This window comes from Virgibacillus sediminis (genome assembly GCF_042643265.1).
Taxonomy (GTDB): Bacteria; Bacillota; Bacilli; order Bacillales; family Amphibacillaceae; genus Virgibacillus_O; species Virgibacillus_O sediminis.
Genome location: NZ_JBHRRZ010000001.1, coordinates 75,609 through 100,827, shown reverse-complemented (window position 1 = coordinate 100,827; position 25,219 = coordinate 75,609). Strand labels below are relative to the sequence as shown.

At 42.7% G+C, this 25,219-nt stretch carries 23 protein-coding genes, 1 pseudogene and 1 riboswitch; of the genes and pseudogenes, 5 read left to right on the top strand and 19 right to left on the bottom strand.

Annotated features, from left to right (window positions below; translation table 11 throughout):
- Positions 1-980: 980 nt before the first annotated feature.
- From ACFODW_RS00535 to ACFODW_RS00525, 3 genes and pseudogenes are all read right to left on the bottom strand, one after another.
- Positions 981-2,237 (bottom strand): annotated as a pseudogene (locus ACFODW_RS00535) (LLM class flavin-dependent oxidoreductase); the annotation flags it as partial.
- Positions 2,238-2,240: 3 nt separating this feature from the next.
- Positions 2,241-2,993: a 3-oxoacyl-ACP reductase gene (locus ACFODW_RS00530; protein ID WP_390301300.1), complete on the bottom strand. Its 753-nt coding sequence runs from the start codon at positions 2,991-2,993 to the stop codon at positions 2,241-2,243.
- A 136-nt stretch (positions 2,994-3,129) separates the two neighbouring features.
- Positions 3,130-3,229: riboswitch (TPP riboswitch) on the bottom strand.
- Positions 3,230-3,403: 174 nt separating this feature from the next.
- Positions 3,404-4,309 (bottom strand): endonuclease, encoded by a 906-nt coding sequence (locus ACFODW_RS00525; protein ID WP_390301297.1) that lies wholly within the window; start codon positions 4,307-4,309, stop codon positions 3,404-3,406.
- A gap of 569 nt (positions 4,310-4,878) precedes the next feature.
- Between ACFODW_RS00525 and ACFODW_RS00520 the strand changes: the two genes are divergently transcribed.
- Complete coding sequence (locus tag ACFODW_RS00520) at positions 4,879-5,112, top strand: hypothetical protein (RefSeq protein ID WP_390301294.1); 234 nt, start codon at positions 4,879-4,881, stop codon at positions 5,110-5,112.
- A gap of 96 nt (positions 5,113-5,208) precedes the next feature.
- On the opposite strand, the gene ACFODW_RS00515 is transcribed toward ACFODW_RS00520, so the two are convergent.
- The 7 genes from ACFODW_RS00515 to ACFODW_RS00485 form a co-directional block, all read right to left on the bottom strand.
- Positions 5,209-5,571 carry a cytochrome C oxidase subunit IV family protein gene (locus ACFODW_RS00515; RefSeq protein ID WP_390301290.1) on the bottom strand — a complete coding sequence of 121 codons (363 nt, stop codon included), beginning with the start codon at positions 5,569-5,571 and terminating at the stop codon, positions 5,209-5,211.
- 1 nt (position 5,572) lies between these two features.
- The gene (gene qoxC, locus ACFODW_RS00510; RefSeq protein WP_390301287.1) at positions 5,573-6,178 is read right to left on the bottom strand and encodes a cytochrome aa3 quinol oxidase subunit III; all 606 of its coding nucleotides are present in this window, start codon (positions 6,176-6,178) and stop codon (positions 5,573-5,575) included.
- Position 6,179: 1 nt separating this feature from the next.
- On the bottom strand, positions 6,180-8,114 hold the full coding sequence (qoxB, locus tag ACFODW_RS00505; protein WP_390301284.1) for a cytochrome aa3 quinol oxidase subunit I: 1,935 nt from the start codon (positions 8,112-8,114) through the stop codon (positions 6,180-6,182).
- Entirely contained in the window at positions 8,114-9,052 is a 939-nt protein-coding gene (gene qoxA, locus ACFODW_RS00500; protein ID WP_390301281.1) for a cytochrome aa3 quinol oxidase subunit II, read from the bottom strand. The genes qoxB and qoxA overlap by 1 nt, the downstream gene beginning before the upstream one ends.
- 715 nt (positions 9,053-9,767) lie before the next feature.
- Entirely contained in the window at positions 9,768-9,902 is a 135-nt protein-coding gene (locus ACFODW_RS00495) for a hypothetical protein (RefSeq protein ID WP_390301278.1), read from the bottom strand.
- A gap of 384 nt (positions 9,903-10,286) precedes the next feature.
- A complete protein-coding gene (locus tag ACFODW_RS00490) occupies positions 10,287-10,406 on the bottom strand; it encodes a YjcZ family sporulation protein (protein ID WP_390301275.1) in 120 nt (39 codons plus the stop codon).
- A gap of 254 nt (positions 10,407-10,660) precedes the next feature.
- Positions 10,661-11,383 carry a hypothetical protein gene (locus ACFODW_RS00485; RefSeq protein ID WP_390301272.1) on the bottom strand — a complete coding sequence of 241 codons (723 nt, stop codon included), beginning with the start codon at positions 11,381-11,383 and terminating at the stop codon, positions 10,661-10,663.
- 143 nt (positions 11,384-11,526) lie between these two features.
- Between ACFODW_RS00485 and ACFODW_RS00480 the strand changes: the two genes are divergently transcribed.
- A complete protein-coding gene (locus ACFODW_RS00480) occupies positions 11,527-11,928 on the top strand; it encodes a DUF1259 domain-containing protein (protein ID WP_390301542.1) in 402 nt (133 codons plus the stop codon).
- A 222-nt stretch (positions 11,929-12,150) separates the two neighbouring features.
- A complete protein-coding gene (locus ACFODW_RS00475) occupies positions 12,151-12,249 on the top strand; it encodes a YrhK family protein (protein ID WP_390301539.1) in 99 nt (32 codons plus the stop codon).
- 134 nt (positions 12,250-12,383) lie between these two features.
- On the opposite strand, the gene ACFODW_RS00470 is transcribed toward ACFODW_RS00475, so the two are convergent.
- Positions 12,384-12,557 (bottom strand): YjzC family protein, encoded by a 174-nt coding sequence (locus ACFODW_RS00470; protein WP_390301269.1) that lies wholly within the window; start codon positions 12,555-12,557, stop codon positions 12,384-12,386.
- 96 nt (positions 12,558-12,653) lie between these two features.
- Positions 12,654-13,496: a manganese catalase family protein gene (locus tag ACFODW_RS00465; RefSeq protein WP_390301266.1), complete on the bottom strand. Its 843-nt coding sequence runs from the start codon at positions 13,494-13,496 to the stop codon at positions 12,654-12,656.
- 246 nt (positions 13,497-13,742) lie between these two features.
- Here ACFODW_RS00465 and ACFODW_RS00460 point away from each other — a divergent pair, with 246 nt between their 5' ends.
- Complete coding sequence (locus ACFODW_RS00460) at positions 13,743-15,368, top strand: Na/Pi cotransporter family protein (protein WP_390301263.1); 1,626 nt, start codon at positions 13,743-13,745, stop codon at positions 15,366-15,368.
- A gap of 132 nt (positions 15,369-15,500) precedes the next feature.
- Here ACFODW_RS00460 and ACFODW_RS00455 read toward each other — a convergent pair whose 3' ends face one another.
- The 4 genes from ACFODW_RS00455 to ACFODW_RS00440 all read right to left on the bottom strand — a co-directional run bounded on the left by ACFODW_RS00455 (position 15,501) and on the right by ACFODW_RS00440 (position 17,872).
- Positions 15,501-16,733: a molybdopterin oxidoreductase family protein gene (locus ACFODW_RS00455; protein ID WP_390301260.1), complete on the bottom strand. Its 1,233-nt coding sequence runs from the start codon at positions 16,731-16,733 to the stop codon at positions 15,501-15,503.
- Positions 16,723-16,866: a hypothetical protein gene (locus tag ACFODW_RS00450; protein WP_390301257.1), complete on the bottom strand. Its 144-nt coding sequence runs from the start codon at positions 16,864-16,866 to the stop codon at positions 16,723-16,725. Before ACFODW_RS00450 ends, ACFODW_RS00455 begins: the two co-directional genes overlap by 11 nt.
- A gap of 12 nt (positions 16,867-16,878) precedes the next feature.
- Entirely contained in the window at positions 16,879-17,322 is a 444-nt protein-coding gene (locus ACFODW_RS00445) for a hypothetical protein (RefSeq protein WP_390301255.1), read from the bottom strand.
- A 325-nt stretch (positions 17,323-17,647) separates the two neighbouring features.
- Complete coding sequence (locus tag ACFODW_RS00440) at positions 17,648-17,872, bottom strand: YppG family protein (protein ID WP_390301252.1); 225 nt, start codon at positions 17,870-17,872, stop codon at positions 17,648-17,650.
- 329 nt (positions 17,873-18,201) lie between these two features.
- Here ACFODW_RS00440 and ACFODW_RS00435 point away from each other — a divergent pair, with 329 nt between their 5' ends.
- On the top strand, positions 18,202-18,435 hold the full coding sequence (locus ACFODW_RS00435) for a hypothetical protein (RefSeq protein ID WP_390301249.1): 234 nt from the start codon (positions 18,202-18,204) through the stop codon (positions 18,433-18,435).
- Between the two features lie 452 nt (positions 18,436-18,887).
- On the opposite strand, the gene ACFODW_RS00430 is transcribed toward ACFODW_RS00435, so the two are convergent.
- The 3 genes from ACFODW_RS00430 to ACFODW_RS00420 all read right to left on the bottom strand — a co-directional run bounded on the left by ACFODW_RS00430 (position 18,888) and on the right by ACFODW_RS00420 (position 24,875).
- Positions 18,888-20,225, bottom strand: coding sequence for a hypothetical protein (locus ACFODW_RS00430; RefSeq protein ID WP_390301246.1), 1,338 nt, complete (start codon positions 20,223-20,225; stop codon positions 18,888-18,890).
- A 713-nt stretch (positions 20,226-20,938) separates the two neighbouring features.
- Positions 20,939-24,328 (bottom strand): phosphodiester glycosidase family protein, encoded by a 3,390-nt coding sequence (locus ACFODW_RS00425; protein ID WP_390301243.1) that lies wholly within the window; start codon positions 24,326-24,328, stop codon positions 20,939-20,941.
- Positions 24,329-24,632: 304 nt separating this feature from the next.
- The gene (locus ACFODW_RS00420; protein WP_390301240.1) at positions 24,633-24,875 is read right to left on the bottom strand and encodes a hypothetical protein; all 243 of its coding nucleotides are present in this window, start codon (positions 24,873-24,875) and stop codon (positions 24,633-24,635) included.
- Positions 24,876-25,219 lie beyond the last annotated feature (344 nt).

The window sequence follows — 25,219 nt, the reverse complement described above, 5'->3', positions numbered from 1 at the left end:
CATCACCCCCTTCCGTCATGGAAGTCAGTGAGTGAGCCACCACCCATGAAAGCCTTGCTGTACAAAATAACTATAGCAAAGATTCCATATTACTTACAGTTTAGCAGAAGAGTGGTCATTTACCGTCCATCAAATTACCAAACATAAATTTATGAAAGAAAGTGTACCGCTTAGATGCGGTATACTTGAAAAGAACAATCATTAAACTTCGCCAACTGTGATATATACTTCTTCAAGCTCGTTGATTTCAATGACCGGTTCAGATACATTTTCATCAGTGGTGTCCCTTGTTTCTGTGTTCAAAAGGTTCTTATACCGAATTAGCCATTCTTCAGAGTAGAGGAAAGCACTTATACTTCCTGGTTAAGGGATGTCAGCTTCTAATCGATCTTTCCAACTTTTTTCAAGGCCTTTTCGTCAAGGATAGATTAGAAGAAAAATAAACTTGAAATCTTATGAGAATTCCATGCTCTTTCAGCTTCATGGAATCTATCTATTTTATGATTCTTCGGCTTCGTCTTTTTTGTCAAAGTTACCAGTTTATTTACTCTCAAGTATCATAGAAAATAGAACAACAAAATACTGCCCAGTTTACTGGACAGTATTTTAATATAATATTATTTTTTTGGAATTTTAAAGGGCGGTAGCACTCATCTGACCTACTTCTGCCTATCGCCTCTTCGCTTAATTTCCGGCATATTAGGCTTAGTAGTGTTTTTAAAAAATTATGTATGCTGATATAAACAATTACGCCCCTCCAATGGCGAATTGGGCTTTACTGCTCAACTGCGCCCAATTGCAGAACTAATCATCAATGTATTTCCCATTTTTTTATTTGTTATTTATTTTACCCTAATACATAAATCATTGTCTGAATCAGTAAGTCCAATTATTATTACCCTTACGAGAATATTCCCAAGTTTTGATACTAATACATTTCTTACCTTTTAAACCAGTACAGTCATTTTACAGTTAATTTATTAGGTTAATCCTAAATGTTCACGGAAGGTGTGCCCTTCGTAATTCTTTCTGAAAATACCTCTTTTTTGCATTTCAGGAACAACTAGTTCAACAAAGTCTTCTAAACTACCGGGTAATGTAGGAGGCATAAGATTAAATCCGTCAGCCACTCCAGCTTCAAACCAGACTTCCATCTGATCCACAATTTCATCGGGTGTACCTATCAGCGTGTGATGTCCACCGCCTGCACTTAGATATCCTAATAATTCTCTTACTGTAGGTCGAGTATCATTAATAATTTCTAGTATCGTTTCGTAACGTCCAACTGGACCAGTAAATTCTTCTACTGGGGGTAATTGGGGTACTTCTTTATCAATTTCCCAATTAGAACAGTCATGTTGAATAAAGAAACTCAATCGTCTTAAAGCTGTTTCAAGAGGTAATTGCTCATCTAATGCTGCTTTTTTGGCTAAAGCTTCTTCATGAGTACGGCCTACATAGGTTACTAAGCCTGGAAATACTTTAATATGTCTATTGCCGTCTTCGCTTTGTTTAACTTGTCCCTCTAATTTTTCACGGAATTTTTTTGCTTGCTTTAAGTTCCACGACACTGAATAGACTGCGTCGGCATATTTTGCGGCTAGCGCAATGCCTTGTTTAGATGCCCCTGCTTGCATTGATACTGGTTTGCCCTGTGGGCTTTTTGGCGTGGTGGATGGACCATACACTTTGAAGTAGGTACCTTCGTGATTAAAAGGCTGGATGTTTGAAGGATTTATCAATTTTCCTTCTTCTCGATGATGTAGAAACTCACTGCTGTCCCATGAAAGAAATAACTTATTCATTAAAGCAGCGAATTCATCTGCCTTCTCATAACGTTTATCATGTGACGGTAGTTCTTCCATACCATGATTTAACGCCTCAAAATCAGTCATTGACGTAACGAGATTCCAACCAACACGTCCTTTTGTAATATGGTCTAAACTTAATAGTTGTCGTGAAGCTGTAAAAGGATTAGAAAAAGTACTTGAAATTGTTGAAACTAATCCCACATAATCAGTCACTTGTGAAATAGCAGTTAAATTGATTACTGGATCAAACCAAAACGCTGGCATATCACTTGAATCTTTGCCTTGAAATGACTGATTATCAGCAAAGAATACTGCGTCAAAGTAACCTTTTTCTGCTAACTGTGCTAAAGATTGGTAATAGGAAATGTCTCCAATACGTTCAACGCTTGAGTCAGGCATTAACCAAGCAGCTTGATGGTGTCCACACTATTAGTTCATTGTCAAACCGCCGTCTACTGTGAAATTTTGCCCTGTAATACCGTCCGCATTTTCCGAAGATAAATAAGCAACCATACTGGCTACATCTTGGGGTGTGGTCACCTTCTTCAATGGCGTTGATTGAGCAATTAAGTCGAATACTTCTGGTGTTGTATCGGCACTGGCGTCAGTCATTTTTAATAACCCGCCTGAAACTACATTCGCTTTTATACCATATAGTCCTAATTCAGAAGCGATGTTACGTGTAAAACCTATTAATCCAGCTTTAGCTGTTGTATATTCATGGTAGGGTACAACAGGATTTTGATATAAATTAGTACCTATACTTATAATACTTCCATTTTGTCGTTCAATAAATTGAGATATGACGCTTTGAACTACATTAAATGCTGCTTTTAAAGTGCCATCTAGTTGTTTTTGGTAGTCATCCCAAGTGAGTTCTGTGAAGGCTTTCTGTTTATTTGGATCAAACTTGAAGTCTACTAATGCATTGTTGACTACAACATCTATTTGACCAAAATATTCAGTTGCTTCTTTTATCAACTTATCTACTTCCTTACGATTTGTTACATCAGCCTGAATTGCAACAGCGTTCTCTTGACCAATCTCAGAAACAAGCTTCTCCGCAGCATCTTTGCTTTTATAGTAATTGATAACCACTTGAAATCCTTGTTGTGCCAATGTCTTTACAATAGTTGCTCCTAAACCTCTACTACTGCCTGTTACTAATACTGTTCTAGTCATCATAACAACTCCTATATTTTTAATTTTGATATTTAAAAAATAAAATGATAAATAAAATAAAAAACCATTTCTAATGAAAGAAATGGTTTTGAATTCATGTATTGTTAAAAAACACCATATAAATAAGGTATAACAATCTATTTATGTACCACTTCCCTTCGCTAGTATTACCTAGTGCAGGTTCAAGGGTTAAGACAAATGTCTCTCTCAGCTTTTTAGCACCCCTAGTGTTACCACTTATAAAGTTTTCTACTACTCATAGTCACATAATTCCAATTTAAAATCAAGGGTTTTATTTTATATATATTCAAACTTACAGTTATTACGTTGTTATGGAAACAACATTCCACATTATCTCAAAGCGTGGGCCGATAAACACCTTGAGGCAATTTACTGTAGAGCATTATATATTAAAAGCATTTCAACATTTCCTTTGGAAAATCGATGAACGGGTTCCGGTTTCCTTGAATTTCATAGATAGCCTGGTTGCGATGTTTTTCATAAAGATCAGGGGGGAATTTCTGGTGCCAATCTAATAATAATTCCATGTCGATACCTTCCTTATAAGATGATTCTATCTCGTCAGGATACCTGATTAAAAAATACAACATGGCTCTCGCCACTGTTCCTTTGCCACTTTCAGGTTCAAATAATCCCTCATTTGCCTTTCCACACTTCTCTTCTACTCGCTTCGACATCAATTTTTCTGGTTCATAATCCTTAAAATCATAGTAGGGATAATTGCTTCTTATAGAATTACAAACAGGTTCACATGTAAACAGATGATGGAGATCCCCTCGCATTGGTTCTTGCTTATTAAACCAGGACTGTGGGACGGAATGTTCACAATTATATTTAAAATTTTTCTCTATCAGTTCCCATTGAATAGCTAGCTGATTTTGATTGCCGTCAGTCATCTTTTGAAGGGCTTCTTTTCGTCTTATGGAAATGGCATAGTCCTCTTTGATCACTTCTTCCGCTTTCCTTCTTCTACCTGAGTAAATGCTTGTAAGATTACCATCAGGACGTAGATCAACCCAAGGGTAAAGATACTCGCTCGGGTCGTAACTTACCTCGCTCATGTGGGTATCCCGGAGAAATTGCTGTAATGACTGAATCAGTTCGTTGCCATCAGCGTTTTCAAATTCGATATTCTTATAATATTGCTCGATCTTTTGCTTATCTGTTTCCTCGTCATAATATTCTCTTTTGTCTTTCTGTATATTTTCTTGTGTTTCTCTAAGCTGAGAAAGAATGATATTCATTTGCTGAGGATTTTTGGTAGTGATGACCTTTTTATCAGGGGATAAACTCATATATATTCCTCCTTATACCAGTAGAATTAAAACACCATAAAATATCCTTATTAGGATGCGGGAAGGATAAAAAGCGTTAGATGCTTTGGGTTAACAGGGGATGAGCCCTTATGGATATAGTAGCACTGGAGGATAGTGGCAACAATATGTCAAAATTACCAATCAATTTGTGCTATTAGTTCATAATCTTGGTATTGCTGGTTTGCTGGTCATTATGATGGATATGAATAGGACAGAGTTAGAGAAAAACAAAGGGATGAGCTGGTAGAACCGATATTATCGGCAGAAATACAGGAGACGGTTGGGGAATTTCACCTTTTGTCCACTCGATATCAAGCATAACACTTATATCTGATGCCCCCCTCACCTAATACTCGTTTATCACTTCCTTTTCCCCTCGGTTTAAATAAAATGGGAGAGAACGAATAAATTTCTTAGTTAACTTGATAAAAGCCGATGTGCGATCACCTCTCTCGTCTTTGTTGCAATAGCTATGTGCCAATATTCCGAATGGTGTGTTACAATAGAAGTATAGAATCGGCTAATACTGATAATCGGAGATGATATCAATGGGTATCACAGTCATGTTCATGATTCTCGGGACGGTCACACCGTTTATTTTCCTACACGTGAGGAGAATATTGCTAGCAGTGATCCAGTCGATATTGCTTGTTGGCATGTGGTTTTACTTTATTCGAGTGATGTTTATTCAGGCACCTGCCTTTTTTTCCATCACATGGATCATGTTTTATGCCAGCCTTCTATTATCGGCCGTTGGCTGGGTGTTATTCATCATCCATTAAGCTAATACGTCAAGGACATACAATAACAACTATCAAAACAAAACACACATTTAAAACCTCTCTCCTATTGCCGGAGAGAGGTTTTAAGGTGTATCACTAATTCTCTAACTGTTGAAGCTGCTCTTGGGGTTTTTGGCCATCCCCGCTGCTGCCTTTCTCCTCATGCATGAATCCGAATGACATAGTAAACAGAGAGCCCGCTACGAGGATCGCAAATACGACCGCTCCATGGAACATCATGTTCCATGGCGTATGACCGGCTCCCCGTTCGGTCAAGTGCATGAACAAGAATAACTGTATGGCTGCTTGAATCACCGCGAGCAAGAGAATGGCTGTGACTATCCACTTCACCGGCAGTTCTGAACCGAGTGCCGCCCATGCTGCAACAAGTGTCAGTACAATAGATGTTCCATAGCCAATAATATGCTTTACCGGGAGTCGCCTTGAACGCTTTGTCATATTAAACCACCATCCCAATCAGATAAACCGCTGTGAAAATAAAAATCCAAATGACATCTAAAAAGTGCCAGTAAAGTCCGATGACGAATATCTTCCGGCTGGTAACGGCAGTGATACCACGCTGTCCAAGCTGAATGAGCAGCATAATCAACCAGCCGATTCCGAACGCCACATGCAGGCCGTGTGTTCCGGTCAGGACAAAGAAAGCCGACCAATAAGCACTCGATTGCAGGGTCGCACCAAGACTGGCATAATGGTAAAACTCGTACATCTCCAATCCCAGAAAGCTGAGACCAAGAAACAGGGTGATGGCCAGCCATGTCATGAGCCCTTTTAACGACCCATGACGCATTTCATGTACGGCGATTCCGCATGTAAAACTGCTCGTAAGCAGAATGAAAGTCATTATAAGAGTGGTGCCCGGTTCAAACAGTTCTGCGGGGGCAGGAGCTTCGGCAGTGCGGCCAAACAATACGGCATATGTCGCAAATAATGTGCCGAACAAAGCCATCTCAGCCGCAAGGAAAATCCAAAACCCGACGATCGCCATTTCGCCTTCTTCTGTCTGATACTCCAGCGGCTTGCCTTTGATTTCCTGTGCATTCATCTTATAACCCCCTTGCCGATCGTTCTGTCCGCTTTATATCTACCACATCAATGTAATAGCCATCGTTATAGTCAAAGGAACGAACCACCATCATCACCAGAACCCCGGTCAAGCCGGCAATTGCCAGCCAAATCCATTCAAATACAAGTGCAAAGCTGGCAAAGAATAGCATGGACATCATGATGAACGGCTGGCCAGTGCTGTTCGGCATGTGAATGGGTTCAAGTTTTGTTTCATCATAAATCACTTCATCTTTTCGTTTCATTTCCCAGTACGCATCATGGGAATCGACATGTGGCACAATGGCGAAATTATACGCCGGTACCGGTGTCGGTGTAGCCCACTCCAATGTCCGTCCGTCCCATGGATCACCCGTCGTTTCTCGCTTGCTGTGACGGTAGCTGTAATAAATGTTATAAACAAACACGGCAAAACCAATTCCCATACCGAATGCGCCGACCGTCGAAATGGGGTTCAATGGCATCCATTCCGGTACGATATGGAACACACGGCGCGGCATCCCATCCAGCCCAAGGAAATATTGCGGCAGGAAGCAAACGTGAAAGCCGATCACGAACAGCCAAAAGCTCCACTTCCCGATCCGCTCATTGAGCTTATGCCCGAACATTTTTGGATACCAGTATACTAACCCGGCGAAGGAGGCGAAGACGGTCCCTGAAATCAGAACATAGTGGAAGTGGGCAATCAAAAAGTATGTGTTGTGGAACTGGTAATCGGCTGCCGCCATGCCGAGCATGACCCCTGTTACGCCGCCGATCACAAAGCTTGGTATAAATGCCAATGCCCACATCATCGCTGTTGTTGTCTGGATTTTCGATTTGTACAATGTTGCCAGCCAATTGAATATCTTCACCCCTGTCGGAACCGCAATGGCCATGGTGGTAACCGAGAACACAGAGTTCACAAAGGCACCTGCCCCCATTGTAAAGAAGTGGTGTACCCAGACAAGGAAACTCAGCCCCGCTATCACAATGATCGACCATACCATCGCCGTGTAGCCGAATAATTGTTTTCTGGCAAAGGTGGCAATGACTTCGGAAAAAATACCGAATGCCGGCAGAATTACGATATACACTTCCGGGTGGCCCCACATCCAGAACAGGTTTGCCCACATCATCGGTAAACCCTCACCGGTTAGCGTAAAGAATTGCGAACCGAAAATCCGGTCAATCGTCATGAGTGCCAAAGCAACAGTCAGGATCGGAAATGCAAAAACGATAATGAATGATGTAATCAGTGTAGACCACGTAAAAATTGGCATCTTGAATAACGTCATGCCCGGAGCACGCATTTTCAAAATCGTCACCATCAAGTTAATACCTGTTGCCAACGTTCCGATTCCGGACAATTGGAGCCCGAGTAAGTAAAAATTTTGGCCTGGGCCTGGACTCATGGCAGCACCTGCTAACGGTGCATAACTGGTCCAGCCCGCATCAGGCGCCCCGCCGATGACAAACGAAATATTGAACAGCAAAGCTCCGAAGAAAAAGGACCAAAAACTCAATGCATTTACATAAGGGAACGCAAAGTCACGGGCCCCGATTTGCAACGGAACGACGATATTCATCAGACCAATCAAGAACGGCATTGCCATAAAGAAGATCATAATGGTTCCGTGCGTCGTAAAGATTTCATCATAGTGCTGGGCATCCAGAAAGTTCATATCCGGAAATGCAAGTTGCGTGCGCATCATCAGTGCATCTATTCCTCCCCGGAAAAGCATTGCCAACGCACTTAAAATATACATGATTCCAATTCTTTTATGATCGACGGTTGTCAGCCACTCACGCCAGAGCCACTTCCATCGTTTAAAATAGGTCAGTAGAAATATGATGGCGGCTGATACGAGTGCAATGGAAACCATCCCCGCATAAATGAGAGGTTCTCCCGTCACGAAAAATTCATCAAGTTCCACTAGTTTCCACCTTCTTTCCCGGATGATCCATGCTGATGATTTGGGCCGTTTTCCAGATGTAGTTGCTTACCAAATGCATCCCTGTGCCGTTCTATGGAATAATCCATGCCTTCATTGCTGCCATGGTCGACCCATTCAAGATGGGTGGAGGAAAATTCCATGGTCTCTGACAGCCCTGGTTCCAACAGGTCATCATACTTCTTCTGTGTCAATTCAGGAGCTGTGTGTTGGGTGGATTCGACCCACGATTGGAATTCACTGCTTGTTTCGGCGTAGACCTTGAAGGTCTGTTCAGCAAAGCCTTCCCCGTTAAAGTTGGAATTACGGCCTTGGTAGATGCCGGGTTCATCTGCTTGTAGGTAAAGGCTGGTCTGCATGCCAGCCATATTGTACTTTTGCCCTCCTAAAGCAGGAATCCATAGGGCTGCCATCGAATCAGCCGAAGATAAGCGGAATTCTACCGCACGGTCTGTCGGGATATGCAAGTAGTTGACCGTTTCAATCCCTTGTTCAGGGTAACTGAAAAACCATTTCCAATCTGCTGATGTCGCATAAATGACAAGCGGATCCTGATCAGCCGATGACTTCGGCGGTTGTTCAAGATCAAATAATGTTGAGACGGTCGGAATGGATAGTGCGGTCACAATCATAATCGGTACCATGGTCCATATGATTTCAAGTTTCCGGTTGCCATGTAGGTCCGGTTTGTAGTCACCTCTCTTGCGGTTTGGTTTATCCCGGTATTTTACAACCATGATGGTAAAAAGGATAAATACCACCGCGACAATCCCCAACATGAAAATTAACGAGTACAAAATTAAATCTCTTTGACTCTCGGCAACCGGACCTTTAGGATCCAGTACTGTCAACTCACTACAGCCGCTGAGCAGAAGAAGCGCGGTTAGTGTGAAAACTGGAAGTCTCCGTAAATAACGCATAATCTGACACTCCTGCTTTTGTATTGATGGGTTCGTATGTGCTCTCCTTTCCCGTTTTGAACGGTTTTGAACCGCGCTTGGTAAAATGGTCATGGAATTGTGATATTCTATTAAAAAACTATTATCCAACCATCATCCAGTCACCAAAATATTTCCCAGGTTTCGGACTAAGAGAAATGGATCCTTAACTGTTGTGCTCTATTTACTTGGGATGACTCCTCATTTGTAAAATTATTATTTAGTATACAAACAAAACAGGAATTTTTTTGACCAATATACTCCGTTTCCTCATAATCTTCCGAGGAATCCCCCTCCCCAGTTGTACAAGAAAAACATTCCTAATAAGCAACTGTACTGCCAATAGCCCAAATACCCATTTTCCTTATTATTAGCCACTTGCATTACCTTGTGTGGCTTTACGCCAGGATCCTGACAATGCTTATTTAGATATGAGTCTATGGAATGCTAAAAATGAACGCACACTTTTCATGCAAAGCTTCCCTATAAGTGAAGACTTGACGTCAAGGTAATATAGAGTAAACACATCAAAATATAGCAAACTAGACACCAGAAAGCCACACTTCTATATAGATAAAGCTCTAAACGCAGTTGCTAACGTTTAGGGCTTTATCTTTCATTACTTTACCATTCATTCGTTGAACCCATTGATGGAGAAGGTTATTATAACGGGGCAAATTACTGTGGATTTTAATGGTCACTTCTTCATTATAGAAGTGGAGGTCAAATTACGATCATTTACCATTTCCAATGCTAGGACGGCCTCTTCATCCCGTAGCAAGTGCAATCTACCGACATATTGTTGGAGCTTTCCTTTCCAGATGCAAATCATGGGAGACCACCTTTCCGAAAGACTCATTTTGCAGGTAGGAAAAGCATGGGAAAGCATAGAACCGCTGCCTATCGGCTATAACGAAGTCGAGGCAAATAAACAGTAGAAGGAAGACCGCATACTTCACCCCTTCCCGCTTTAAGAGAGTTCGTAAGGTACAAACACAAAAAGAAGCTACCCCAGACTAAACAACAGGGATAGCTTCTTTTTGCATCTGCCTCCAAATCTATTGCTTTTGATAACTAAAACACTTAAGGAATCAAGTATTTCAGTAAAGGATCGGATCTAGGCATGTTTAGAACAGTAGAGAATTGGATAGATAGACAGGCCTTTAGGGGTTGGCTAGCTCCCCGAGTCCATGGTACTCGGGCTGTTAATTAAGGATTAATATCCTCCCCCGAAGTTGCCTACATAACCACCCGCCCCTACGATAATAAGCAGGATAAAAAGCACGACAATCAGGGCGAATCCATTTCCAGCTCCATAACCACCGCCATAACTCATACATATTCCCTCCTTTACTGTGGAATCACTATTAGGGTATGGCAGGGAGGAAAATCAGTGAGGTATAACAGTTTATTTTAGAAGAATATGTACGATTTGCTTACACATCAAGTATCAGCACTATCATTCAATCTCACTAAAAATGGATGCCTCTCTGAGTACCCTATCACTCCTTATCCCTTATGATTGCAATTAGTCCTCTAGGATTACTGAATTGCCACCCCATTCTTAATAAATCATTACCCTTTATCAGCCTATTGAGCGAAGAGTAGGAGAACCGTATACATCCCTCCACCTACGAGGAATGCCAAGAAGCTGCTTCGCCTCTCTTCCGGCAGTTCTTCTTTCATGACATTCAACAGGACACTACCGGCAAGGAAAGAGAACAGCAATGCAATGGCCTGCTCATTGATTTCCACAAATTCCCCAATTAGTCCTCCTAGAAGTATTCCCCCAGCCAATACCCACCTTCCATAACGGTCATAGACATCCTGATGGCTATCCCGTAAAGCATGGTCATTAGTAATAAAGTGGACCGCCATTGCGGAGAAGAATAGTAGCATCTCAGCTATGTCCTTCCCCTCTCCTCTAATTAACAAATAAGCGATCAGGGAGTTATAGAGAAAGAAGGAAAGCATGTGAATCCAGAATGCCTGCACTCCTGCCTTCCCTTGCCCTGTCCCTTTAGACATCTTTACCATTCGTTCAAGCCCATAGAATACTGCCAGACCAGCCAGCGCCATAACGTATACATGGTTTCCGAACCAAATCGACCCATTGTGAGAAGCACTAGCAAAACTTTCCTGATGATGGCTGAGTTCCGGCAAAATGTGCACAAATACATAGGCAACGGAGATTCCACCTGCGGCCGATAACAATTTGCTTCTCGGTATATGGCTGAGAAACGTCATATGTTTGGCAGAAAGATGAACTGCTATAAAGCCGGCAAGACATAGGATACTCCATAAATAAAACATCCCTACACCACCCTTTCTCCAATCTATAAAGTCCATTCCCCAATTATAAAGTTGATATGTGTCTGGAAGTGAAACTTCCCGCCAAGAAGATGTTTATCAATGCAACCTTTAAAGGAAATGGTATATGAGTCTTAAAAAAGGAGCTGATTTTAATAGCTGATCTAGAGAGCATAGCAAAGAAATTCGGAGACATCCTGGGTGCAGAAGCCAGCACTGAGGAAGGTATGGGAGCTGTAGAAAAGGAGAGAGACTTGGATGTGACTGTTCAAGGGCGCCCATTCAAAAGCGAACTGAGCATGGAAATTCATTTTGAAGCCTTAGAAGATGATGGTACGGCCCTTAACCATGCAGAGATCGTACTTCTCCCCGAAGAGATTCCTGACTTCACCAGAGCATTGGGCAAGAACGATCTGACCATTACAGCCTTGCATAATCATTGGTTGTTTGCCGAACCAAGTATTAAATATCTCCATGTCCAATCAGTGGAGGAACCGGAAGAATTTGCCCGGAAGTTAGCCGAAGCCATTAAAGTGCTTAAGGTTTAAACGTAAAAGAAGGCTGTTCCCGACCAAACTCAGGGACAGCCTCTTTTTGCAACAGACTATTGTGAGTAAGAATTAACTTAGTTCATTCCTCCCCCGAAAGAAGGCATTACCGGAAAAAGGAGATTTAGTATAGTGCCGAGAATCCCGAAATGAAAAGAAGTATTATGATATTCATATGGGTAGATTTGAAGTCTTCTTTAGGAAAAAATATAAGTTTTATCCATCGCAAACGACATCAGCCTGGGTATATGGTTTCTAGTTAGGAGCATCTTATTCTTATTCCACTCCACTCAGACGGCGGGACCATTCTCTTCATCATAGGCAGTGCGCAACTGTTAGGGCATGCATTCTTTGTGAGAAAGGATAATCACAGGGGCCAGAGTGGTAACCAATGAAATAGTCCCATAAAGAAGCCCCCACATCCTACACGATATGGGGGCATGCATCATTATTGGTTACTTCTTCTTGTAGTATGCTGCTTCCCTACTGGATGGAGACGGCGGGAAGTTTTCGCCTTTTTCTAATTCGATTTCCGTATCATCGTTTTCATTATTGCCGTTGACTAGACCAACAACTTTGTACGTTCCGTTTTCCGGTGCTTCTTGTCCTGTCTTAAATTGTTCTGCCATTTAAAACACCTCCAAATAATTTTAGGAAGTAGTTATTCCTTACAATACGTATAACACTATATGACCTTTCCTAAACTTATTTGGAATACTTTCTATTTACTGTGGTGGATTAGGGTTCATTTTCTTAGGCGGTGTTCCATGGATATAAGGGGGCGCAGGTTGCAGCTGAGGGCTCTGTCCCCTTGCCTGAGGCTGGCTAACATAGTCAAACTGGCCCTGACCATCCATGCTCGCCCCACTAGCCCACCGGCCGGTACTGCTCTCCTCCCCCTGGGAAAAATTCATAAATGAATAGGAGACTTCCTGCTTTTCAAATTGTTGATTAAACGTCGCCGGCACCACCGCTTTTTGGTTTTGTTCAAGTTCTTCAATTGCTGCCATCCATTGGTTCTGATGCATGGTATCCCGCGCAATCAACCAAGACAGCATATCACGTACACCCCGGTCCGTAGTCATCTCATAGAGACGCACTACTTGAAGGCGCCCTTGAGATTCCGCATTCAGATTTGCTCGGAAATCAGCTAGTAAATTCCCGCTGGCTATTGTGTAACGTGCGTTGAATGGATATCCCGCACTATCGTTAGGCTGTGCGCCTAAACCGTTAACAATGGCATGCTGAGGGTTCATGCCTCCTAGGACGGCCTCGATTATTGGGTCTTTAGCAGCTTCCTCCTGCTCTTGAACAGGTGCGTTATCGAGTAATTGTGCAATCATCGTTGCCAACATTTCTACATGGGCAATTTCCTCCGTGCCGATATCCATCAGCATATCGCGATATTTCTGTTCTCCCCGGCAGTTAAATCCTTGAAACAGATACTGCATCATCACCGTGATTTCCCCGTACTGTCCGCCCAGTACTTCCTGCAGCTTCTTCGCATAAACAGGATCCGGCCGTTCTGGTTTCGATTCATATTGTAGTTCTTTCACATGATAAAACAAGACATTTCACGCCCCTTCTAAAATAGGTATCAGGGTTTAACATATCCATTTGTCTTCCTTTTATCCGTTCAACGAGTTTACATGTATAATCAGGAAGCACATTATAAACAATAAGATATCTATACAAGGAGAAATGTAAATTGTATGTTAAGTTTTCTAGAGAAATATTTACATATACCTAAAGGTCGTTTAATAATGGGAGAGGCAAACGCCAAATCTCGACAAATGGAAAGGTAGGTTTCAACCATGGAAATAGATGTTCAAACGTTGATTTTTGAATTCATCGGAGGTCTTGGTATTTTCCTTCTCGGTATTAAATATATGGGCGAGGGCCTCCAAAAAACGGCTGGCGATAGACTGAGGGATGTCCTTGATAAATTTACCAGCAACCCTTTTATGGGCGTACTGGCAGGTATTGTAGTGACCATTCTCATCCAGTCCAGTTCGGGAACAACTGTCTTGACGATCGGACTGGTGAATGCTGGCTTTATGAGTTTCAGACAAGCCATCGGGGTCATTATGGGGGCGAACATCGGAACCACCGTCACCGCCTTCATCATCGGTATAGACCTAGGAGAATATGCATTACCAATCGTGGCGGTCGGTTCATTCCTGCTTTTCTTCTTTAAGAACCCGAAAATCAATCACATCGGACAGACGATATTTGGCTTCGGTGCGTTATTCTTAGGGCTGGAGTTCATGAGCAGCGGGATGTCCCCGTTACGTGGACTGCAGGCATTCCAAGATTTGACGGTCAGCATGAGTGCAAACCCTATTCTTGGAGTTGCCATCGGTACAGTATTTACCGTAATTGTCCAAAGTTCCTCGGCAACCATTGGGATACTCCAAAGTTTGTTCTCCCAGGGAGCAATCCCGCTTGATGCAGCATTGCCAGTATTATTCGGGGATAACATCGGAACAACGATCACAGCCGTCCTTGCTTCCATCGGGGCTTCTGTTGCCGCGAAAAGGGCTGCATTTACACACGTGGCTTTCAACCTGATTGGTACCATCATTGTTCTAGTACTATTGGGCTTCTACACACAATTCGTATCGTATCTACAGACCACATTTGATTTAGGTCCTGAAATGACGATCGCTTTTGCCCACGGAAGCTTTAACATTGCCAACACGATTATCCAGTTCCCTTTCATCGGCGCGTTGGTTTGGCTGATGGTAAAGCTGGTTCCGGGCGAAGATGTGATGGTCGAATACAAACCGAAACATCTGGATCCTATCTTCATCCAGCAATCATCCACATTGGCGCTGGACCAGGCGAAAAAAGAAGTTTCCCGCATGGGTGAGTACGCGATTAGGGGTTTGGAAGAAACCAACCAGTACCTGGCAACTGATCAGACCAAGCATTCCGATATGGCCATGCAGCTGGAAGGGGCCTTAAACAATCTGGACCAGGAAATTACCGGTTATCTGGTTAACATCTCTACGGATTCCCTTTCGGAAGCAGACAGCAGCAGGCATACATCCTTGATGAATACCATAAGGGATATTGAAAGGATCGGAGACCATTTTGAAAATCTGATTGAGCTTGTGGACTACAAAAAGGCCCATAAAGTAAAACTGACAGAACAAGCAATGACAGAACTCAATGAAATGTTTGATATTACCATCTTTGCTGTAAAACAAGCCGTCAAAGCTCTGGAGAATTCGGACAAGGAAGCGGCATTGGATGTAGTACAAAAAGAGGAAGAAATCGATAGAATGGAGAAGGAATACCGCAAGAAACACATCATCCGGGTCAATGAAGGCCAGTGCAGCGGTACAGCGGGGATCGTATTCGTTGATATGCTCAGCAATCTGGAGCGTATTGGGGATCATGCAGTTAACATTGCAGAAGATGTGTTGGGAGTATAATACTATTTCGGAATAAAGAATTATGGAACAAAAACTGCACCCGATCGTTGGTTCACACCAACAATTTGAGGTGCAGTTTTTTTATATAGAAAAATTAGATATCATCCATATTGAAGAAGGAGAACGTCTCAATTAAGCTTCTATTTTTTCAATGCGGCAGACGGATTGTTTCAAAATTGGCTGATGAGATAGCGGATCAATTACATCTCCCGTTAATTCATTGGCTGGTTTTTCGTTCTTCCATTCCCCGAAGTGAAAAGGAATGAATACCTCGCCCGACTTTACTTCCCTGCTTATTTTGGCGGGAACTTGCAGGGACCCGCGAGGAGATTGAACTTCCACTTTCTCCCCATCTGCTACGTTTAGAGTATCTGCATCTTTCCTGTTCAATTGAACGAATGCTTCCGGAGCCTTTTCATCCAGTTCGGCTACTCGTCCTGTTTTGGTCCGGGTATGCCAGTGCCATAAAAGGCGTCCAGTATTCAGCCACAGCGGATATTCTTCCCTCGGCTTTTCCGGTGAACCTAAATGGCGGGTCGGATGGAAAATAGCCCTTCCGTCCGCCTGAATTTCTCTGAATTCCTTTTCCGTCTTCGGACGTCCAGTGACAATATCTTTGCCATAACTTTGACAGTACTCAGGGGATGTCGCAAATTCCCCGTCTTCATAAAGACGGACGGTACCTTTTGGGTTGTCCTCAGGCGCCGGCCAACGGATGCCATTCTCTTTTTCCAGGAGTTCATAGGTCATTCCCGACATATCACTCGGCCGTCCTTTGGATACCTGTTTCCATTCCTCAAAAGCCTCTTCCGGTGTGGAATATCCCACCAATGGATGGCCATCTTTATCTTTCAGCCCCATCCTTCTGCTGAATTCCAGCAGGATCTCAAAGTCTGTCTTGATACCTTCAGGGGGCTCCACAGCCTTCCGTAGCAAATTAATGGTACGGTCTGCATTTTCCATTGTTCCTTCTTTTTCACCCCACATGGCAGGGGGAAGGACAATATCAGCAACTTCTGTTGTTTCTGTCAGAAATGGATCCTGCACGACAACAAATGCCTTTTCCATTGCAGCCTTTACCCTCGGAAGGTTCGGCAGGGAGATTAGTGGATTAGTATGGATATTCCAGAAGAATCCGATTTGGCCTTTTTCCATTAATTCTATTTGTTTGATGATTCCTTTTTCCGGCCCGACAGCAAGAGAAGATTCTTCCACATTCCATAGATCAGCAATCTCCCGGAGATGTTCCGGGTTTTCAGGATTACGGTTGCCCGGATAGGTTCCCACCCCGCCTGCAGTACGGTTGCCTGAAGAACTTGGCTGGCCTGCCATGTGCAGCGGTCCGCTTCCCGGTTTACCGATCAACCCCTGCATCAAATGAAGATTGTTGATAGCGACACAGGCTGCTGTTAAGGTTACAGGTGCTGTGTACCCATTTATCTATATCACCTTTCTTGTCAATGTTTTGGTCTATCCGCTGCTCTTCCCAGGCCATCATGAAAACCTCCTTTTATTTTTCCACGTAGAATGTCGGAACGATATAAGGGATATGTGCTTCCTTCATGAAATCTTCCTCATCCGGCAGTGCTTTCTCCAATTCTTCTTTCATTTCATTGAACAGCTCTTCCATCTCATTTAGTATCTGTTCTTCCAACAAGTGATTCTGACTGCAAATCCGCTTCCAGCTTTGAAAGAGAAGTTTCTCTGTTTCATCATCTCGGTAAATGATCTTCAGCCATTCAATCATATCGGAGTACTGCGGTAAATCTTCTTCCCGGAGGTATGACAACAGTTTACCAAGAATTTCATGTTTCTCCTGAAGAATCAAGTGTACCCTTTCTTCGAGCGGATCATCAGGAAAATACCGGTGTTGCAGCATTCTGTCTGTCAGCTCCTTCACTTTGGAAAAAGCCTGGTAAATATGATCGATTTCCTGACGTTTCTGTGTGTCCAAAATTATCCCTCCCCAGTAGTTCTTTTATTAACTTACTATACCTTCAGCTTAGTTCATATCGTTGAATTATTTCCCTGAATTGGCTGAAATTAAACGATGAAAAAGTGTTTTAAATGCTTATATATATGTAAGGGACAGTTAAAAACCCATCAATAAAAAACCTATTGATGGGTTCAAACAATTGCTGTTGTCATGTTATAACTAGTTGCTGTTCATTTCCTGAATGACATCTATAAATAAGCAGGTATCTCAGTATTGGAATGCTCTTTCTTATTATTCCCTCCTTTTACCCCTGGTGTTTCCATAAAAAAATGTAATTGTTCACTTACCTTTTTATGAATCTCAAGATAATCGGACTTACCTGTGAGTATATTTCATTTATCTGCCTTGCTGTTTTCTCTATTTTATTGAGATCTATATTACCTTCCTCGTCTTGGAACATTGCTATTATAGGGGATTTCATGCTGATTGGCGCTCTGTGCAAAGGTGGTTTTTGAGACCAATTCTGACGTGGATGGATTGGTCGTTGTCCTGATTCATAGGGAAACAATTTACACCCTCCTTCCTTTCATCCTGTTATAAACTATTCACTGGAATAGTTACATGAGAGGGCAAGAATGCCATACATTTAAGATTTAGAGAGACCTGTACCCATATCCTTATCCAGCAATAACTTACTCGATAATTCCTCTTCCATTTCGTATGGTGCTTAACTAGGTCCACAAGACTAAATTTATACCTATAATTTTTCTTAAAGTGCCTCTTACTTAGATCTTGCCTTCTAAAAAATATCCTCAATCTGGGTATTCACCCATCCCTTTTACAGCTAGACGAATAACATGAAGTGTTGAGCTATTAAAAAATAACGGAGGTTTTTTCATGCAACTTGATAACACGTTAAAAAGTCTTTTGGACGAAGCCAGCTTATATGGCTTGATGGCTAAAAGGTATGAGTACACCGACCCACAACGCCATATGTATTTTTATCAAAAGCATTACCAGGCAGTTTTGAAGCTGGAACAGCACTATATGTTGATGGAAGGGAAGAACAATTACAGTCATAGCCATAGCCATCATCAATTGGCAACTTCCCGATGTATTAGTCTTCATTAACAAGATTACGGATTTTCTATTGACCTCCTTGTATATATCACTGTTGTTGCAAAGAATGCTTACTGGCAGCATCAGCTAAGTTTTTTACTCATGCAAATCCCGCCCCTATATTTTAAACGAAACATTTTGTTATTAACCTCTACCGATAGGTCAGTTAAATAAGTTGTTACATTAATATTCTAATATTTATTTAAAAGAAAACGACCGGCTCATAGACAATTATGATTGAGTCTAGTGGTTAGGACAAATGCCCCCCGTATGACTAAGCGAAGCTGTGATAATAAAAGAAAGGTTAAGGGGTACCAGCAAATACTTTTAGGAAGAGATAATCAATGAATCCAGTAGTAGGTCTGGATGTAGCTAAAGGGGAAATTTTTGCCAATTACCAAATATAAATTTATGCAAAACAAAGTGTACCGCTTAGATGCGGTACACTTGGAATAGAACAATCATTAAACTTCGTCAACTGTGATATATACTTCTTCAGGGTTGTTGATTTCAATGACCGGCTCAGATACATTTTCATCAGTCGTATCCCCTGTTTCTCCGGTATTGTTATCAACAGGTTCTCCTACCGTAGCGTTTTCATCTCCTTCTACTGCACCTTCTGCAGGAGTTGTGCCTTCTTCTGTGGCAGGTTCATCTCCCTCTACTGCACCTTCTTTAGGAGTTGTGCCTTCTTCTGTGGCAGGTTCATCTCCCTCTACTGCATCCTCTTCAGGAGTTGTACCTTCTTCTGGCGCAGTTTCTTCTCCTTCTACTGCACCTTCTTCAGGAGTTGTGCCTTCTTCTGTGGCAGGTTCATCCCCTTCTACTGCACCTTCTTTAGGAGTTGTGCCTTCTTCTGTGGCAGGTTCATCCCCTTCTACTGCATCTTCTTCAGGAGTTGTGCCTTCTTCTGTGGCAGTTTCATCTCCCTCTACTGCATCTTCTTCAGGAGTCGTGCCGTCTTCTGTAGTATCCTCTTCGCCTTCAACCGCTTCATCATTTTCTACGACAGGAGTTAGAACGGCAAGTGAGCTTTGAAGGGCGTATACCTCTTCACGTGCTTCGTTAATCTCCTCTTCGATCTCCGTCACTACTTCAGCTTCCGGGTCGAGTTTATTATTTGTAAGTCCGTCCAATTCATTGGCTAGCCCGTCTAATTCATTTTCTAATGATCCAAGGGTACCCTCCGTGGAATTGATTTCCCCTTCCGTAAGGGTTCCTTCTTCAATGACGGAAGAAATTGTCTCAATCTCTGTATTGATGGTGGACAAAGTCTGTTCTATTCCAGTGGTCAACTCGTCAACATTTTCCTCTTGCTCTTCTTGCTCCTCTTCCCTTTCGTCCTCATCGTCTTCTATAGGCACCAGTGTTTGATGTATAGATTGGAGGCGGGCAACTTCCTGGTACACCTCATCAATTTCCCCTTTAATTTCCAATACTGCCGGGGATTGTGGATCAAGTTTGTTGTTGGTCAGACCGGACAACTGGTTTTCCACTCCATTGAGCCTGTTATCCAGTGAGTTGAGATCGCCTTCTGTGGAGTTGATCTCTCCCTTCGTAAGTGAGCCGTTTTCCAAAGTGGAAGAAAGCACTTGTACTTCCTGGGTAAGAGATGTAAGCTTCTGATCGATCTTTCCAACTTTTTTCAGGGCCTTGTCGTCAAGGTTGGAAGTTACTTGAACCCCTCCCTCGGATTGTACCTGAGCCTGTACATCTTTTGCTTCGGTTTCTCCTACCGTGAATCCTAGCGACAGTCCTAGCACTAATGTAGATGTCCCTAGCCACTTCACCTTGTTGTTCATGAGATAGTCCTCCTTGTTGGAATATAGTGGTAGTCCTCTACCCCAGTCTTCTTCTTACCCCGTCAGAAGATAAATAAACTTGAAATTTTATGAGAATTCCTTGCTCTTTCAGCTTCATGGAATCTATCTATTTTACAATGCTTCCGCTTCGTCTATTTTGCCAATAATTTCGTTAGGCGAGTCCTATCTTATCCCTAATTGAGTTCACTTCCCATTGTTTGTCCCGTTCCATCGTATTGTTCAGCTTATGTGTGAATACCTTTACTGTTTGAAAATCCGGGAACGCTTTAAGTATCAGTTGGAATTAGGTACAATCTCCGTAGAATCTTTTATCCTCCGTACAAGAATAAACATCTCATTAAACTCCCTTCATGGCTCAACTAGACTAGCTGCGGTGACATCATCTCATGTCCCTCTTTGAATATGCGGCAGTTAATCAGGAAGTTTAGGACATTAGCAGGTAAATAGGTTTCCAAATAAAATAATACATCCTGCCCTCGATTTTGTAGAACAAAAGCTGGATATAGACCCACAGGGGGAAATCATTGAGAAGTTGGGTAATGTAGTGGATGCTTTTAAACATAAAGCAACAGAAGAAAGTTTCTAAAATGGCCGCACAGTGTCAAACACCATACGGCCATACAGAGTTTTCTTATTTTATTCTTAGTATAGCTTAAATCGATCAAGCTTTAGTTTTTGCTCTGGAATCCTTCCTACTTTATTATCATGCTTTCGCCGACCTTCACGTTATTCGAATTTACTTCTAATGTGATTTCCCCTTCCTCTAAAGCAGTTAATTCATTTGTTTTCGTATTATATGTCGCAACATACTCACCGGACTTTTTTGCTTTCTCTAATTCCTTATTGTCAGATCCTATAAACAAATTATCACTGCCAGTCCAATTGACAGATGCTGGATATTCCAAAGGAAATTCCAAATCTCCTTTTTGGTGGCCGATTGCTCGTATTTTAACTGCTTCTCCTTTAGTCACTTCCTGCGGGGCGTTCAAAGTGATCGAATCTAGTAATGGACGGATTTCTGTCTGAATCCATTCCGTTCCATAAACCTTACTGCTCCTATTAGCTTTTTCTGGTCCTGCAGCTTTGTCCGGTATCGGAGTAGGGTCCACCCCAAACATGGTCCAAGCATAAAATCCACCTTGGTCGGCTGCCCCGTATGGAGACTTACCCGAGGAGCCGACAACCATATATGGAACACCTTCCACTCTCTCCAAATTTACGGTATGTGCATGTCCGCTAATGTATATGGCACCCTTGCCTTTTGATGACTCACGGAACTCAGTCAACCAATTTTCAATTAGCTCAGCTTCTTTCGGGTCCGAAAGCTGGCTGTTGTCCGTAGGTAAAGGATCCTTGGTAGGATGATGTCCGAAAACCACTACATTGTTGATCTCTGGATCGGTTGCTGCCTCACTCAAAGAACTTTTCAAATTAATCAATTGGTCAAAGTCACTCGTTCGGAAGCTCCCTGTGGAAGAATCCAGTAGAATAAATTTTGTTCCCTTATGATCAAAACTATACCGATTTTCCCCGAAAGCATCCAGGAAGTTATCAAGATTCCCCGGGCCTGCGATTTCATGATTACCAGGAATATAATAGATAGGAAACTCATCACCTATCTCCTCTTCCAATACCTCTTTCGCAAACGCAAAATCTTCCTCCCAAGCTGTATCGACGAGGTCTCCATTAATCACGAGGAAATCCGGATCCTCCGCAGCTATTTGCTGCAGCGACTCACGAGCCAATTGTACCTCCTTGCTGTGCGGCGACGCTGCCACAAATTGACTGTCGGCCAGAACAGCAAACTTCCAGCGGTCTTCTCTAATTTTCTCATTTTGGAGAATAAGGGGATCTTCCATACCTTCATTACTATCTGTTATGTCAATAGAAGGCGGTACTTCCACTGTTAAGTCATCGAATATCAACTGTCCTTGATACTGTTCAGTCGAATTTGTCTCTACAGGATAAATGCGCCATAATTTCACAGGATATTGAATGCCCTCCGGGAGCGTTGTCTCAACATATTTCCATCCCATCCAATCTATCTGATTGGCTAATGTTAGCGTATAATTCGTACCGGAAGCATCCTCAATAACGGTACGGAGCCACGCACCGTTTCCATCCCCATGAACATTCAAGCCGATTTTTTGCACATCACCCGGAAGCTCTACCCTCGGAGAAGCCTGTAAATAAGCAGCACGGGTAGCGGTCGTGGTTGTAAAATCATAATCAAGCTGTAAGCCATTTCCTGCTCTCCCAGGGACAACTTCCATCGATGCTCCGACACTGGAAGGGTATTTAGCAGCCGTCCATTCCTCTGTTTCTTCAAAACCGGAGACGCTTACCGTAGATAATCCGACGGTTAGAGGTAGATGGGTCTCCTTTCCCTGAACCTTCAAGTAAATGGTCGTCGATCCGCCGTCTTGCTTGGGTATTACGGAAAAACCGCCATTTGAATTTTCTTCTACTTCAATCACTGTCTCATCATATACCAACTTTATATCACGCGGTTCGATCGGGGCGGTATACCCATTTGCGTCATAGCCATTTAAATGGAATTCACCTTCTGTACCCATTTCGAGTCCAAGGTAGGATTTGGAAGACTCCAGACGGTCCAATTCACCAAGTACGGTAATGTCCGAAGTTCCTTTAGCTGACTGGATCTGTGCTTCTGCTACTGCTGTTCCCGGCTTCTTCGCTTGAAAGATTCCACTTTCATCAAACGACCCTGCATCTGCAGGAAGTGCCTGCCATCTAATGTCCGACACTTTTACCGGTGAATAGTTTTCATCATGGCCCAGACCTACGAACTTTCTGCTTAACCCTGGGAAAACACGATTACTATATTCGTCATCCATAGCTGTTTCCACTGCGAAGTTTTCCAGCTCACCGCTGCCCGCTTTGGCAAAAATCCCAATCCCATTCGGAACGGCCCGTTCAGACTCATCAGAAGGATTATTGACGACTTCTGCATCTTCATACCCCGGCATACGCGCAACCATGGTGGAGGATCCGCCGCCATCCAAGTTCAACGCCTGAAAAGCGCCATATTCCTTCATCAATTCTCCCATTTCCTTATAGGTCATCCCGCGGCTGTCCGTTTGACGGCCGTCTACCGAAGTAAGGAACATGGTGTTGCCATCTTCTGAAAACCCGACTGCTGTTCGGGGTGCTGTCGTGCTGTCATCCAAGCTTTCTGGCACCTGTCCATCTTTGACCAGGACTTTGTTCCCGCCAATGGCAAAGTTCATAATCTCTTCAACGTCCATTTTAGGTGCATAGGACACACCCACTTCGTCACCAATGGACAATTGTTCTAAGTAATTAGCACCTTGTTCCCGGCCAACCAAAACGAACGTATTCTCTCCTATTGCTCCCTGTCCAACTTGGTCGGAAACTTGTGCTACCTTTCCATCCTTCACGAGCACTTCGTAAACTTTATTCCCGATGTCCGGCCGCTCTGCTTCTCCCCAAACCGGGGTAAAGAGGCCGATCCCATCGATAGGAAGAGACGACTGATTCAATCCATCCAAAGGAACCTCCCCGCTCGGCAACTGTACCGTCCCTTCAAGTAAAGTGGAGGTAATATGGCCGATTCCTTCCTCGGCCACTCCGACTGTCAGGGTATGGGAGCCTTGTGGCCCTTTTAACAGCGATCCGTCCTGTATCATGACTCCGGACGGCGCCTTCGTGTCATTAATGTCGAAAAAATCTCCATTGATACCGCCGACCGCGCCAGCTTCCAGCGCCATTTCTTGTACTGTCTCGGATTCCGACACCTTCCCTGGAAAAAGCAGGTCTGTCGAAACAGCATCTTCTGACAAGTCAACGGTCATTACTTCGCCGTTCAACCAGCCACGCGCATCAAACCGCTCAAAACTGCTTAATTGGATTCCCGGACCGATCCTGGTAACCTCTTCATTTGCTAAGAGTGTCTTCCCCGCCGGGCCGACTGTAACAATCGGTTCTGCCGTATTGGAAGAAGACGAGCGAGCTTCCGAGACTGGGTTCTTCTCTGCATCGACTTGTCCTGCGGGCACCAGTGAGGCCGCAGCCATGTTGGTTGCGAGTAGGATACTCAACCAATGCTTACTATGAATAATAATCTCTCCTCTCTCCTTTGATATCGAATACACTTCTAATATAGCAGGCGAATATTGTATAAATATACGAATTTTGTAAATTTTATTTAAAACAGCTAAATATACCCTGTTACAACTGCCTATTTATTGAAATAACGACAGCTTTAAACAGACAAAAAGCCTGATTTGCTAGTTACTAGCAAACCAGGCTTTACAGATAAGCATTACCATTATTAATTACCCATCATCAAAAAGTCATTGGTGTTTCCGGCTATATAGTTTCCCCCTATAGAACAGTCACCCATTAATAAATAGTAGTAGTATTACCTTTTATCAAATGAAGAGAGAAAAAGATGTCTTCTGTCCCTTTGAAGGTATAGACAAAGTGATTCAGCTCCTCATGATAGTATATAATCATATAATCTCCCTGTTGATCGACTATTTTTTTCCCGTACGACCTATATGGGTAATCACGCACCTGTACGTCTGCATGATCATCCTTAAATATCGATACGAGATACTTACTTAATACACGAATGTGTTCCACATCACACTCCCCTTTTAAAATAGTTATTGTAAAACTTATAACAGGATGAACTGATCTTATACCACGAGGAATGCTATATAACCAGATAATACACACATGCTAACAAATATTTGTGTATTATGAAGTATTGGAACTCTACCTTTATTATCAATCATTTAAACATCATGTGATAGTCTACCATCCTAATATTTCTCGGAAGCACGGAAAATAGGTATTGGTATGCTTCTCTATTTCCTCATGGTAGGTTCACAGAAAATCTTTGTATTCCTGTTCATCAATTTCATGCCCTTATTCTGTGCCATAATAGTCAGTATCTGTCTTCCATATCTCCTAAGAGCTAATAA